Here is a 13915-nt window from a genome sequence, read left to right on the forward strand (position 1 = left end):
GCAGACGAGTCGATGCACTCTCAGGCCGCCTGAGGGCTGTTCCGTAACTCAGGGCGAAGGCCGGCGCGTCACCACAGGAAGATCCGTTTGTCCGGTGCGCCTTGACTCGCGGCCTCATCTGGAGCCGGGCCATGCAGGTCGAACCGGGCACTGGCAGGCGGTATCTGGAGTTACGGGACAGCCTTTGAAGGGTGTTGCAGAAGGCCGTGAACTGGGCATCTCCATTGTATGGCTGGGGTGTTGAGGGCCGAGCGGGTGTGGGTGGAGACGTTCACGGGGCTGCGGGTCGATCGATTCGGTCGGCTGCTGAAAGCAGTCCGGGAGCGTGGTGGCGAGGGATGTGGCTGGGGTCGTCCGTGGCGGCTTCCGCTGGCCGAGCGGGTGCTGCTGGTGGCGGTGTACTACCGCACGAACCTCACCATGCGACAGCTCGCCCCGCTCTTCGGTATCTCGCCCGCGACCGTGTGCCGAGTGATCCAAAGGCTCGGCCCGATGCTCGCACTCGAGCCGGCCCGGGCCTGCGCCGATGCCACCGACCGGCTGTGGATTGTCGACGGCACCCTCGTCCCGGTCCGCGACCGCAAGGTCGGAGCATCCTCCCGAAACTACCGGTTCTCGGCGAACGTGCAGGTCATCGTGGACGCCGAGACACGTCTGGTGGTGGCGACCGCCCGTCCGGTGCCCGGCAACACGGCGGACGCGAAAGCCTGGCGGGACTCCGGCCTGGCCGCACACTGCGAGGGCGTGACGGTCCTCGGCGACGGCGCCTACATCAACACCGGACTGATCGTCCCGCACCGCAAACGCCCCGGACGATCCCTGCTCAAGGGCGAGGAAGAAGAACAACGCGCAGCATCGCAAGGTCCGCGCCCGTGTCGAGCACACCTTCTCCCGCATGAAGAACTACAAGATCCTCCGCGACTGCCGGCAACGCGGCGACGGCCTCCACCACGCCGTCCAGGCCGTCGCTCGCATGCACAACCTCGCCCTCGCCGCATGATCACACACGCCCGAGCACCGCTCCGACCTGCGTGATCACGGCCTTCTGCAACACCCTTTAGACACCTCTCTCAACGGCACTGGTGAACCGCCCCGGGTTCGGTAGAGACCTCAGATTGTGGTGGTGACCTGGGGTTTCGTGAGTTCCGTGTAGTAGTTGGTCTCGTACTCGACGGGTGGGACGTGGCCTATCTCACCGTGCAGTCGGCGGTGGCAGTACCAGTCGACCCACTCGGCGGTGGCCAGCTCGACCTGGGAGAGGGTCTTCCAGGGCCGCTGCGGCTTGATCAATTCGGTTTTGAACAGGCCGATCGTGCTCTCCATCAGGGCGTTGTCGTACGCATCGCCGACAGATCCGATCGAGGCCGCGATGCCGGCCGCGTCCAGGTGTTCGGCCAGCCGGAAACTGGTGTACTGGCTCCCCGCGTCGCTGTGATGTATCAACTCGCCGCGAACATGGGGGTGTTCATCGCGGTCGCGCTGCCACAGTGCCATCTCCAGAGCGTCCAGGACGAGCTGGGTCTCCTTCGACGTCGCGGCGGACCAGCCGACGATCCGGCGGGAGAAGGTGTCCACGACGAAGGCCACGTAGACCACCCCGGCCCAGGTCGCCACGTGCGTGAAATCCGCGACCCAGCAGCGATTCGGCGCGCCGGCGACGAAGTCGCGGTCCACCCGGTCCGGGGCCCGCTCGGCCTGGTGGTCCGGAATCGTGGTGAGGACCCTCTTGCCGCGGACCGCGCCGGCGATGCCCAGCTCGCGCATCAGCCGTTCGACGGTGCAGCGGGCCACCGCGTGACCCTGCCGGTTCAGCTCCCGCCAGATCTTCCGGGCCCCGTAGACACGGTAGTTGTCGGTGTGGACCTGGCGGATCCGCTCCTTGAGTTCCGCGTCCCGCACGGAACGGGCAGACGGGACGGCCAGGCGTTTCTTGTGCGCGTAATAGGTGGAAGGGGCGATCTTGCAGTCGTGCTCGGTGAGCATCCTGCAGATCGGCTCGACGCCGCCGAAGCGGTCCCGGTGCTCGTCGATGAACGCTACGAGCGTGTGTGTGGCCGGTCGAGCTCGGCCGCGAAGAAACTCGCTGCCGCCTTCAGGATCTCGTTCGCCCTCTTCAGCTCGGCGTTCTCCTTCTTCAATGCCTTGAGCTGGGCGGACTCCTCCGTCGTCGTTCCCGGCCGCGTCCCCGCGTCGATCTCGTGCTGCTTCACCCAGTTCCGCAGCGTCTCGCGGGACCCGATGCCGAGCTTGTCGGTGACCGCCTGCAGAGCGGCCGTCTCGTTCGGGTGGTCGTCGCGCACCTCGGCGACCATGCGCACCGCGCGACGGCGCAGCTCAAGCGGGTAACGGGAAGGTCGTGCCATGACTCGATCCTTTCATGAAATCGAGTCTCCATTCGAACCGGGGCGGTTCACTGGAGCCCTGTCCGTTGCCTACGGTCCCGCCGTCACCCGTCCGGGGGCCGCCCTGAAAACCCTCATTGACCACGAAAAGTCTCAAGGCAGGGCGGTCCTCAACCGCCCTGCCTCCAGTGCATGGCCTAGCTCTGCTCGGTTGCGATGGGCAGCCGTCGCGCCAGTTCCTCGGCCGTGACCGGGTAGCGCTCGTTCTTCACCTGGCGGTACGTCCGAATGGCGCGGTCGATCTGCGCACGCGATGCCGGCGCAAGATGCACAAGCAGCAACTCGTACAGCGCTTGGTTGTTCTCCTTGGCCGGGATCATCTTGCCCTTACGGGAACCGTCCGGGGTCTCTTGCCAGACTGCAGAGAACGGCGCGGAAGTCATCTTCCAGTCCAGCTCACCGAGGCGCCGAAGGAGTTCCGGCCAATCCAGCAGACCCTGCTCGATGATGTGCCGGGCAGCCCGGACAACTTGCACCTGGACCGCGGGGCGCATGAATGGGTGCCCGTCTCCATCCCGCCCCTTGGGCGCACGGAGATCCTTGGGCGCCGCGTGCGCCTCATAGCGCTCCCGCATGCCGCCGCAGGCGGCAAGCAACTCGTCAATGCGCTTGGCGAGCGCCTCGTAGCTCTCGTCCAGGATGTCGTCCGTGGCCCGCTGGGACGTCTTGTTCATGCTCTCGTGCAGGCCGAAGCCGAGGTCCGTGAGCAGGTCGTACAGGACGCCGATCGTCGTCCAGGCGGTGCCCGTAACGCCCACCTGACGGGTAGCGAGCTTGAGTTCACCGTCATTGCCGACCTTGCTGAAGACCTGAACCACGCCGTCCTGCCGCAGGAATTCGTGGTCATCCAGCAGCCGACGGGTAAGAATCGCAAAGCCGTCGTCCTCATCGAGGGCGATGTTCTCCTGCGCGGTCGTCTTGACGGCGTTGCGGTTGATGTTGGTGAAGAGCCTGCGGGTCCGCCTACGGCCTGCTTCGTCATCGAAGTGGGGAACGACGATGACAGTGATGTCTTCACGCCCGAGTTCCGGGTTGCGCTTGACTGCGTCCTTGATCGCCTTGAGGCGGTGCTGGCCGTCCAACGCGAAGAACTGGTGGGTGCCGTCGAAGGTGAGTACGCCGAAGTTGCGGTCCATACCCGCGAGTACGTCCCCGTTCTCGGAGTTCTTCTCCATTTCCAGCGGGAGGTACTCCGGCGCCCCTCCCCACGCTGCCACGATGATGGCTCCGAGGAAGCGGTTCTCGTTGGTCAGGAGGTAGTTGGTGATTTCAGTGGTGCGTGTGCCGACGCCCCTTTGAATCATGGTGCCCAGGTCCTGATTGCCACCCAGCTCATGCGCGAAGTTGATCTCACGGGCTACTGCCGCGTAGCTCATGAGACATGAGTAGTAGGTCCAGTTACCCACCTTCGCTTCGAACGCGGGAACGAACGTCTTGGACGGCATGGATACCTCTTCTTCGTGCGGTAGTGATCAGGATGTCCAGGCTGCTCGCGGAGCACCGAGCCGACCGCGCAGCTTGGGACGATCCGATTCGTTAAGTGGGGGGTTCCACAGACGGATGAGCCGCTTCTCCAGCCCCCTGATCCTGTGACGATCCGCCACTGTGGTGCACCAGAACTCCATCGGGCGCAGCGGCAGGTAGCGGCTGAGCCGTTGCTCACGGGTCCTCGGTTCGCTCTCGGTCCACAGACTCTCGGGATTGGCCCGCAGGTACCGCCGGTACTCTTTGTAACGCTGGCGAATGGTGTTCCCGTCGTCCGACTTCGAGGCGCCAGCCTGCCCAACGTAGAGGAGTTGGGGGAAGCTGCCGTGAGAGGGACGGCTGTCGACCTGAAACTGGAACTGAGGCCGCCAGACGAACATGTACAGGCCGGGCTCATCCGGGAGAGCAGGGGCAAGGTTCTCCGTAGCCTGATGGACCTCCCAGGGTGAGGCGAATTCTCGTAAGTCCTGGTCAAGTTGCTGACAGCTGTCCGCGTCCAGCATCCGAAGCAGGCCGACCTCGATGGGAAGCGCGGGGCTGTCTTCCTCGCGGTGCCTTTGCACCATACGGGTGAAGGCGTCTCGGCCGGTCGTGCTGGAAACTGACATGCGGATAGACCCCCCGTACACGGCTCAGCGGCTCTGGCATACCCAGTGTGACAGGCGGGACTGACAATCCTTCAGGGAACCCCGAAGGCAGAGGCCCGCCTCGCGGAAAACCTCCGCGAGGCGGGCCTCTGCACGGCTGGGCTAGGCAGTTTCGTTTGGATCATCGGGTGGACCAGAGGAAGATGCCCGCGACGTGGAGTCCGGCCAGGTAGATGGTGGCGGTTTTCTCGTAGCGGGTGGCGATGCCTCGCCACTGTTTGAGGCGGTTGATGCACCGCTCGACGGTGTTGCGCTGTTTGTAGGTCTCGCGGTCGAAGGCTGGTGGTCTGCCGCCTCGGCTGCCTCGGCGGAGCCGGTGGCGGCGTTGGTCTGCGGGGACGGGGATCACGGCCCGGATGCCGCGCTTGCGCAGGTGTTCGCGGATGGCGCGGGAGGAGTATGCCTTGTCGGCGAGGACCACGTCCGGCCTGGTGCGGGGTCGTCCTCGCCGACGGGGGACCCGCAGGCGGGCCATGACCTCGGGAAAGGCAGGTGCGTCACCGGCCTGTCCGGCGGTGAGGACGAACGCGAGGGGCCGGCAGCGGGCATCGGCGGCGAGGTGGATCTTCGTGGTCAGTCCGCCGCGGGAACGGCCGATGGCGTGGTCGCCGGGTTCGCCGGCCGGGGCCCCTTTTTACGGGCCCCGGCCGCGTGCTGGTGGGCCCGCACGATCGTGGAGTCGACCGAGACGGCCCAGCTGACGTCCTCGTCGGCGTCGGCCTGGGCCACCAAGGCGGTGAAAACCCGCTCCCAGGTGCCGTCGACGGCCCACATCCGCAGCCGGTTGTAGACACCCCGCCAGTTGCCGTACTTCTCCGGCAGGTGCACCCACTGCGTACCGGTCTGGAACTTGTAGGCGATCGCGTCGATCACCTCACGATGGTCACGCCAGCGGCCACCCCGCTTCGGCGTCCGGTCCGGGAGCAACGGCTCGATCCGCGCCCACTGCGCGTCAGTCAACGGCACACCCGGACCAACGACCAACTGATCCAAACGAAACGGCCTAGGTGTATTGCCCTGTGAGGTTGGGGACGCGGCTGGCGGGTGGTTGCCCTTTCAGCGCGGTGTGTCCGCGGTGGTGATTGTAGGTGTGCAGCCATTGCGGGAACGCTTGGCGGCGCTCGGCTTCTGACCGGTAGGGGCGTGCGTAGGCCCACTCGTCCAGCAGGGTGCGGTTGAAGCGTTCGACCTTGCCGTTCGTCTGGGGCCGGTAGGGCCGGGTCCGCTTGTGGGCGATCCCGGTCGCTGCCAGGGCATCGCGCCAGTCGCGTGAGCGGTAGCAGGAGCCGTTGTCGGTCAGTACCCGTTCGACGGAGATCCCGGCCTGGGTGAAGAAGGTGTGGGCCCGCTGCCAGAAGGCGGTGGCGGTCTCCTTCTTCTCGTCCGCGTGGATCTCGCTGTAGGCGAGGCGGGAGTGGTCGTCGACGGCGGTGTGCAGGTAGCTGTAGCCGAGGTTGGGACGGCCGTGGACGGCGCGGGGCCGGGCGGGGTCGCGGTGCGCGGAGCTGTTGCGGCCGCCCTGAGCCCTGCCATGGACCTTGTGTCCGCCGCCGTCGGGGATGTTGCCCAGTTTCTTGATGTCGACGTGGACGAGTTCGCCGGGCCTGGCGCGTTCGTAGCGGCGCACCACGCGGCCGGTGGTCCGGTCGAGATGCGACAGGCGGGCCAGGCGGTAGCGGGTGAGCACGCGGTGCACGGTCGAGGGCACCAGGTGCAGGAAGTGCGCGATGCGGGCCGGTCCCCACCGGCGCAGCAGACGGACCTTGATGATCCGCCGCTCGGTACGGGTGGGAGTGCGGCCCGGGCTCGTGCGTGGGCGGCTGGAGCGGTCGGCCATGCCGGCTTCCCCCAGGCGGCGGTAGCGGTCGGCCCACCGCTGGGCGGTGGTGGGCGAGACCTGGAAGCGTTCGGCGGCCCGGCGCAGGGGCCAGCCGTCCTCGACCACGCAACGGGCCAGGCGCAGCCGTCCGGTCTCGGTCAGGGGTGCATTACGGTGGGGCACGAGGGCCTTTCTGGTTGGTGTAGACGTCGCAATCCACACCGAACCGGAAGGCCCTCACCCGTTCAAGATCCCTCGGCCGAGACCTGTCTCACCGTTCACAACCTCCCCGGACAGAACAGCTAGGTGGCTGGGTGCTCGCTACAGGTGACAGACAGAGCAGCCGGCCTCGTCGTCGTCAGAGTCGAGGGCGTCGGAAAGGACTTCCAGCAACGGCCTGTTGGGCTTGACGCGCTTCGCCGCACGCTCCAGCGCCGCCTGATGCTTGGCCTCGATCTCGTCCTTGCGCTCTATGAGTTCCGGCAGCGACTCGCCCTGCGACCAGGTGTAGTTGCGGCCCTTCATGGCGGTGTGTCGGTAGCGGACCTTCTCCTCGTACTCGACGGCGCGGTCGAAGAGGTCGGGGTGGCGTTCCTTGAGACCGACCCATTCGTGCTTGCGCTGGAAGAAGCAGAAGTAGCAGCCAGAGCGTGTGCGCCACTCGTAGTAGTCGGGCAGGCCGATGCCAGCCTCGTCGAGGATGCGCATGACGCCGTCCTTGTCGATGCCGTCTTCACGGAAGGGAAAGACAGCATCGATATTCGGCTTGGTGCTGACGTAGCCGATGCGGTTCTCGTCGGCCCGGATGGCGACGTAGGAGATGACCTTGTCGTCGCCGACCCAGTCCTCCAGGGGCTTGATCTTGAGATTCTTGGTGCACCAGCGCATCTGCGGACTGGGCAGGGTGCCCTGGTAGACCTCCATCCAGTGGTCGAAGTCCCGGTCGGCGTTGAGCCGCACGATGGACTTGCCGAGGGCAGCCTCCAGGCGGTTGAGGTACTCGTAGGTCTCGGGCAGTTCGGCGCCCGTGTCGCAGAAGAAGTACTCCATCTCCGGGACTCGGTTGCGCATGTAGACGGCGAGCGCCGAGGAGTCCTTTCCGCCGGAGATACCGAGCACGTGCCGGACCTTCTGGGTGTCGGCTCCGTCGGTCATCCGTGTGCCTTCCTTTCACTCGCTGCTGCCGCGGCATCGGTCACACACTGGGCGAGGGCCGCGAGCAGGATCCTGGCTCCGTCCGGCCCGAGTGCCTTTTCGGCCTGCTTCAGGACGTCGGCGGCGAGGCTGTTGGCCTCACCGCGGGCCTGTTCCGGCACGTAGATCAGGGTGCGTTGCTCCACGCCGGCGCTGTCTGTCAAGGTCAACAACTGGGCGTCGAGTTTCTCTTCCCGGCCACGGACCTCGTTCCCTGCGTGATGCAGGTGCCCGACGCGGTCGAGAGCGGAAGCCATCGACCGGGCCTTCTGCGGGAAGACCTTGGCCTCGTGGTCGTCCCAGTCGCCGAGAGCGGAGTTGGTCAGCCGTACGACGATGGGTTCCAGCCAGTCGTCGTCCTCAAGGTCGTCGCTGAGGACGAAGTCGACGAAGCCGCGCAGTTCCGGGGTCAGTACCGCGTCGGCGAAGCCCCTCAGCCGGGCCGCGAGCTGTGCGCGCAGCTTCGGCAGTTCGGCCGGCAGGCGGAACTCCTCGGCGAGAACGCGCACGACCTGGGCACGCAGTTTGCTGTCGATGGCAACGAGTTCGTCCGCCGCCGCGGTAAGCCGTTCGACGTAGGTGTTCGCCGCTTCCGCATTGGCGCGTGTGCGGGCCGGGATCTCCGGCAGCCCGAGGGCCTTCGGCAGCGCGTGGAAGATCAGGTCGTCGGGATCCAGGGACCGGGCGATCGTGGTCCGCACGGTGCGGGCGTCGGCGGAGATGTTCTTGGTAGTGCGAGCGTACTTGTGCAGGTCTGCCACGCGCATGATCAAGGCGCTGGCCACGGACAGGAGGTCGGGGTTACGCAGGGCCTTGGAGCGCGGTGCCTCCACGCCGAGCGAGACCATCAGCTTCTTGATGATGCTGCCACGCTGGCCGTCTCCGGCCGGCGTGTACTTCGCTGAGAAGCGTCCCGGACCCTTGACGAGGCGCTCAACGACGTCGATGGTCAGCCGGGGAAGGTAGGTGCCTTCCTCGAACAGGGCGACATCGTGGCGACGGATGAGCAGGGCCGGGATCAGGAAGACCGGCACCACGCCGGCCTTGAGCCCGAACGGCGGGCTCATTAGGACCCGGATGACCTCTTCCATGCTGACCCGCTCGGTGGCCCCGGTCAGTACCTCGTTGAGGGCGTTCCAGGCCGGCTGGGCGTGCTCGTGGTCCTCGCCAGGCGGGGAGAAACCGTATGGGAGCAGGCTCTCCTGCTGGCTCTCGGCCTGGACCACCCCGTTCTCGCGGTGTAGGCCGAGGTAGGCCAGGACACCGTGGTAGATGGCCCGTTCGGCCTTGTACCCGGTGAGGCCGAGGTTCTCCTCGCCTGAGGCGGAGAGCATGGCCGTCAGCAGTATGCCGCGGGCCTGGGCGGCCTGGCTGGTCAAGACGTGCCGACCGAGCATCTCGTTGCGGATGTGCGGGGTGTGCGGGTACACCGATTCACAGGCAAGGGAGACCAGGCCGCTCAGGCTGCGGGCCGTCAAGCCGGAAGCGGCGGGTTCCTCGCCCGGGGCGATGCCGGTGTGCCACAGGCTCCAGGACGCGTCAGAGGATGGCGGATAGAAGGCGTCCTGCAGCAGCTCCAGCAGCTCGGCCTCAGCCTGCACGAGCCGCTCCATGACTTCCCGCCGGGCGACGTGGTCGATGTCCTGCTGGACGCTGAGTTCTTTCAGCGCGACGAGGTAGGTGGCCGTGGCCAGCACCATGTCGGGGTCGGGGGTGGTGCCCACGAGTACAGGCAGAGGCGAGTGGACGTTGGGCCGGTCTGCGTCAGTGCCGAAGTGGAAGACGACGAGGCCGTCGGCAGGCTCCCTCAACTCATCCGGGGCGGCGATGGTCTTGGTCTCCGGGCCGCTGACCACGGTATAGAACACGCGCATCATGCCGGTGACCTGGCTGTGGCGGCTGGCCACGAATGCCTGCGGAACGAGACTGCCGAGCCGATTGATGACCGCAGCGTCATTCAAGTGGCTGATGGTTTCCTTGAGCCTACCGTCGATGTCGACGTCCGTGCCCTGCCAGACCCGGTACTCCCCGCTGAACTCACGGTGGACCACGAAGCCTCGGCGCACGAGGTCGGCGAGCCGCTCTTCGAGTGCTGTGAAGGCGTCGGAGTCGGCGACGTCTGTGGGGTCGTGGAGGGCGAAGTGGATCATCGGGGCGGTGGCGCTGAGGGCCCCGTCGGAGTCGATCAGATTGAGAACGCCGATGGTCTTCAGTACGTCCTGGTCGACATCGGGGAGGCCATTGGCGTCCCGGATGCGTGAGTCGACCTCGATCCACTTGCTCGCGTTGGCGGAGGCGAGCAGGGTGGTGCGCCCGGAGTTGAGGAAGTAGTCGTACAGCTGCGGCAGCCGCACCGAGCTGGCATGCTCCGCCTTCGCCGTGCTGTGCTGGGCCAGCGAGTGGCGGACGGTGTTGGGCTCCCCGCTGTTGAGGAAGCCCGACAGGCTGCGGTCGTGCTGGCCGATCTGGGCGGCAAGGATCGGTGCGGCCAGGGCCGTGATGGGATGCAGCGGGTAGAGGTCGGCGAAGTGGTCGGGGCCGAGTTCAGCGAGAACGCCGAGACCGTGTTGAATCCAGATCTCCGCGGATGCCTCGGCGCAGGCGTTGATCAGGGCCTGCCCCGCAGAGTTGACGGCCGAGCGGTCGAGGCGGCGGCGCAGCAGGTGCAGGGAGTCGCCGTGGTGGGGAACGAAGGTGATGTCTTCGAAGCGCCCCTGGATCTTGGCCCATTCGCGGGTCTTGAGTTCGCTGGACCGTGAGGCGTAGTCCATGAACGACAGATGCTGCAAGGTCATCAGGTAGACGGGCAGCCCGTTTGGGCCAGCCGCCTTCTCGGCGAGTTCCTGCAGCAGGAACAGATCATGCTGGGCGTCGGCGAACTCGTTGTGTCCGGCCAAATGTTCCAGCGTCTTGCCGAACTCGTCGATGACGAGGAGCAGAGGCTGCCGTCCGTCCGCCGTCAGAGCCGTGACGGCGCCGAGAATCTCCTTGGCCCCGGCCCGGTCCGGGTCGGCGCACGCCTCTAGGGCGGCGGCGATGGCCTTCGGGACGCGTTTGCCCCAGCGCCGTTCCGCCGCCGTGTGCAGAGCGCGGGAGAGGGTGGCAACTACGGATTCGCGGCGCGCGGTGGCCACGCCGCCGAGGAACCCGTCGGGGGCGATGGCATCACGGGCTGCGGCCAGGCGCTGAGCGAGGGCGGGGCTGGCCTCTTCGAGGATGCGCTCGGCCTCGCCGCGCCGCTTGGCATCCCGCCCCAGCAGAGCGTCGATGATGTTGGACAGGGTGGACTTGCCGGAGCCGTAGGGGCCGGTGAACGACCAGGCGCGGGTCCGCCGTTGGTCGGCCAGAGCACTCGCGATGCGTTCCAGGACGTCGACGGCCCGGGCGCCGACGTAGGGGTCGTGCAGCGCGTCCTCGACGTCTCGTTCGAGGTTGGTCGAGCGCATCTGGGAGCCGACGAGTTCGATGCCGGCGGGGAACTGCGGGGCGGAGGTCGTCGGGCTACCCGGGGTCCGCGTGGGAGTTGCGGTGGTCACGCGGTCTCCTCAGCAAAGAGTGTCTCGGTGGTGTCGGCCGTGTCTGTGGCGTCCGTGGCCTTCGTGGTGAGTTCCTTCTGCTCGGCCTCGGCGAGCTTGGGGAACTCGGCGGCCCACTCCTCACGAGTGGGGAAGCCAGGGCGGCGGGTGACGAAGTCGTACTGCTCGTCGAGCACTTCCCAGGCCAGATCGAAGGGATCGGCCGTGAAGGCGAGGCTGCGCTGTCCCACGGCCTCGGTCAGGTCGAGCTGCGGGTGGTCCGCGGCGACCTTCTGCAGCGCCATGACGATCTCGTTCTCCCGGACGCGGAAGGCGCGCCCCGGGGAGCCCGGCTCGTTGGCGAGACGGGCCACGGAGATTGAGTTGGCCTGGCGGGAGAACTTGGCGGCGTAGTCGAGGCAGGCATAGGCCAGGACCCGGGCGGGCAGCGAGGTACGGTGCCCGCTGGTGAACTGCCACTCGGCATTTCCGCGCGTCCCGACAAAGGTGAGCAGGTCAAGGTCACGGAAGGGGCATGCGAGCAGGTCCTCGTAACTGCCCGGCGAGCCCGCCTTCTCCGGGGCGCTGCGCGCGTACATCTTGGTGAGGCACTCGATGTCCTTGACGATCGACGCCTCCTCCGGACTCTTGTCGTAGGAGAAGTTCACATGACGGGTGACCACCTGCGTCATGTCCGCGACCGTGAATCGGGAGAACGGCGCGAGATGGAAGGCCGTGTACCAGGCCGGCGCCCAGCTCTTGGCCCCGGGACGGGACGAGACCAACCACCAGTGCAGCAGCCACAGGCTGCCGTTCTCCTCCAGATACGGATCCGCGCCGTCCTCATCGAGGAGCCAGCGGGCCTCCCAAGTGGGATAGGAGAACTTGGCTTGTGTGCCCTTCGTGGGCGAGTGCTCACGGGTGAGCTTGAACGCCCGCGACCAATAGCGCATGGAGTAGACCATGTTCTTGCCCACACCGAACCGCACCGGCGCGTCGACCGCGAGGAACGCACCCTGATCGCGTTTGACCTGCATGTACGCCTTGTGCAGCCAGCCGAAGCGGGGCGCGAACGTTTCGTGTCGCGCGAAGGAATAAAGGGCGGCTTCCCCAAGCCGGCTGTCTGACATCCGGGACCTCTCTGTGTCCAATGCGATTGCTCTAACGACGTTGATAAACGGGGTAACGGTCAGCGGGCTCCGTCGGCTTCGGCCAGCGCGGCCCGAACCTGCGTCACGGCGCGTTTGACGGCCTGCGCGGCGTACTCGATTTCGGCATCCGTGGTGGCGTAACCCAGCGAGAAGCGGATCGTGCTGTCGGCGTCCGCCCGGGACAGCCCCATCGCCAGGAGCACGTGGCTCGGCGTCGGAGCGCCGGACGCGCACGCGCTGCCCTCCGAGGCAGCGACATCGGGCATGGCCGCCAGGACCGCGTCCGCGGGCACCCCAGGAAAAGTAATGCTCGTCACACCGGGCAGGCGCTGATCGCGCCGGCCGTTGATACGGCAGCCGGGCAGGGCGCCGGCGACCAGGCATTCGAGGCGGTCACGCAGGGCTGCGACCCGCTCGGCCTCCTCGCCGAGGCCGCGCGCCGCAGCCTCGGCCGCTGCTCCCGTGCCGATGATCCCTGCCACGTTCAGCGTGCCCGCGCGCCAGCCCCGCTCCTGTCCGCCGCCCACGAGGAGCGGCCGGTGCGGAAGTGGGGACCCACGCCGCACATACAAGGCACCGACTCCCTGCGGCCCGCCGAACTTGTGGGCAGACAGCGACAAAAGGTCGACGTCGAGTTCAGCGACGTCCACGGGGAGGCGGCCGATGAGCTGCGTGGCGTCCGTGTGGACGAGTGCACCGGCTTCACGGGCCGCCTTGGCCACGACGCGGAGATCGGTCAGGACACCGGTCTCGTTGTTCGCCGCCATCAGGGAGACCATTCCCCCTCGACGCACCGCGAAGACCTGATCGAGGGCGTCTAGCTCCACCAGGCCGTCACCACCGACCGGCAGGAGCACAAGATCCTCGGGGCTCCTGACAGTAACCGCGCGGGCTGTCTCCAGCACAGCCGGATGCTCGACAGGGCTTGTGATTAGGGGACTTCCGGCAGTGAACGCGGCCCGCAGGGCCAGATTGTTCGCTTCTGTCGCCCCAGAGGTAAAGATGATCTCGCCGGGCGAGCAGCCGAGGAGGTTGGCTAGCTGCCGGCGTGCGGCGTCGACCCGATGAGCCGCCTGCCGTCCGGGGTGGTGCATGCTTGAGGCGTTGCCGACCGATTGCATGGCCTCGACGACAGCCGCGAGGGCCTCGGGCCGGATCGGAGCGGTGGCATTGTAGTCAAAATAGGGCATATCAGGACCATTCAGCTCGCTCATCGTCTGCCACCTCACCTCGCTCGTGTCGCACACCAATGTACTGCTGGTGGAAAGCTCGCCCCGCATCCGGGGTTCCACCAGCAGCTCGCCGTGATCCTATCCGCGAGCCTAGATCCACTCTTTGAATCACTCGAACGCGTGGTGTCGTAAGCCGCTATCGAATGCATGTTCTATGTTGCACGCCTCGCGCGCGGGCGCACGCTGCAAGCTCCGTTTCGGTGGCCGGGAAGTCGGGCAGCTGCGTGGCCAATTGCCGCCCCTGGCTGGGCTTTTAGTCTGATGGTGCTCCTGTTGTCAGTGGTCCCGTTTAGGGTGGTCCGCACGCTGCAACGCCGCAGATCTGCACGTTGAAGCGCTGCTTGGTGTGCGTCGAGCTGGGGGAGGAACTTCACGATGTTGGTCGGTCCTGTGCGAGCGGCTCACGGCTTGCCGTCAGCCGCATCGGTCAGGTGAGGCTGTGACGACGTGGTCACCGGGAATGCCCTTCG

General features: G+C 66.8%; 8 protein-coding genes and 2 pseudogenes. 1 reads left to right on the top strand and 9 read right to left on the bottom strand.

Annotated elements, in window-relative coordinates:
* Positions 1–228 precede the first annotated feature (228 nt).
* Positions 229–1000, top strand: a pseudogene (locus Sdia_RS23500) (transposase family protein).
* A 110-nt stretch (positions 1001–1110) separates the two neighbouring features.
* Here Sdia_RS23500 and Sdia_RS23505 read toward each other — a convergent pair.
* From Sdia_RS23505 to Sdia_RS23545, 9 genes and pseudogenes are all read right to left on the bottom strand, one after another.
* A protein-coding gene (locus tag Sdia_RS23505; RefSeq protein WP_185392612.1) for an IS3 family transposase occupies positions 1111–2363 on the bottom strand; the annotation gives its coding sequence in 2 pieces (ribosomal slippage) (positions 1111–2081 and positions 2081–2363; 1254 coding nt in all).
* Positions 2364–2539: 176 nt separating this feature from the next.
* Positions 2540–3847 (bottom strand): DGQHR domain-containing protein, encoded by a 1308-nt coding sequence (locus Sdia_RS23510; protein ID WP_189501322.1) that lies wholly within the window; start codon positions 3845–3847, stop codon positions 2540–2542.
* A gap of 27 nt (positions 3848–3874) precedes the next feature.
* A complete protein-coding gene (locus Sdia_RS23515) occupies positions 3875–4495 on the bottom strand; it encodes a GIY-YIG nuclease family protein (RefSeq protein WP_229831707.1) in 621 nt (206 codons plus the stop codon).
* A gap of 160 nt (positions 4496–4655) precedes the next feature.
* Positions 4656–5518 (bottom strand): annotated as a pseudogene (locus tag Sdia_RS23520) (IS5 family transposase).
* Between the two features lie 19 nt (positions 5519–5537).
* On the bottom strand, positions 5538–6536 hold the full coding sequence (locus Sdia_RS23525) for an IS481 family transposase (RefSeq protein ID WP_191835331.1): 999 nt from the start codon (positions 6534–6536) through the stop codon (positions 5538–5540).
* A 138-nt stretch (positions 6537–6674) separates the two neighbouring features.
* Positions 6675–7508 carry a phosphoadenosine phosphosulfate reductase family protein gene (locus Sdia_RS23530; RefSeq protein WP_189500661.1) on the bottom strand — a complete coding sequence of 278 codons (834 nt, stop codon included), beginning with the start codon at positions 7506–7508 and terminating at the stop codon, positions 6675–6677.
* Positions 7505–11083, bottom strand: a complete 3579-nt coding sequence (locus Sdia_RS23535) for an ATP-binding protein (protein WP_189500660.1) — start codon at positions 11081–11083, stop codon at positions 7505–7507. Before Sdia_RS23535 ends, Sdia_RS23530 begins: the two co-directional genes overlap by 4 nt.
* A complete protein-coding gene (locus tag Sdia_RS23540) occupies positions 11080–12192 on the bottom strand; it encodes a DUF4007 family protein (RefSeq protein WP_189500659.1) in 1113 nt (370 codons plus the stop codon). Before Sdia_RS23540 ends, Sdia_RS23535 begins: the two co-directional genes overlap by 4 nt.
* A gap of 59 nt (positions 12193–12251) precedes the next feature.
* Positions 12252–13427 carry a cysteine desulfurase family protein gene (locus Sdia_RS23545; RefSeq protein ID WP_223123501.1) on the bottom strand — a complete coding sequence of 392 codons (1176 nt, stop codon included), beginning with the start codon at positions 13425–13427 and terminating at the stop codon, positions 12252–12254.
* Positions 13428–13915 lie beyond the last annotated feature (488 nt).

This window comes from Streptomyces diastaticus subsp. diastaticus (genome assembly GCF_011170125.1).
GTDB lineage: Bacteria > Actinomycetota > Actinomycetes > Streptomycetales > Streptomycetaceae > Streptomyces > Streptomyces diastaticus.

Excerpts from the sequence above, each read along its gene's own strand:
- Sdia_RS23515 (WP_229831707.1), bottom strand. The coding sequence starts at position 4,495 with ATGTCAGTTTCCAGCACGACCGGCCGAGACGCCTTCACCCGTATGGTG.
- Sdia_RS23510 (WP_189501322.1), bottom strand. The coding sequence starts at position 3,847 with ATGCCGTCCAAGACGTTCGTTCCCGCGTTCGAAGCGAAGGTGGGTAAC.
- Sdia_RS23530 (WP_189500661.1), bottom strand. The coding sequence starts at position 7,508 with ATGACCGACGGAGCCGACACCCAGAAGGTCCGGCACGTGCTCGGTATC.
- Sdia_RS23545 (WP_223123501.1), bottom strand. The coding sequence starts at position 13,427 with ATGAGCGAGCTGAATGGTCCTGATATGCCCTATTTTGACTACAATGCC.
- Sdia_RS23540 (WP_189500659.1), bottom strand. The coding sequence starts at position 12,192 with ATGTCAGACAGCCGGCTTGGGGAAGCCGCCCTTTATTCCTTCGCGCGA.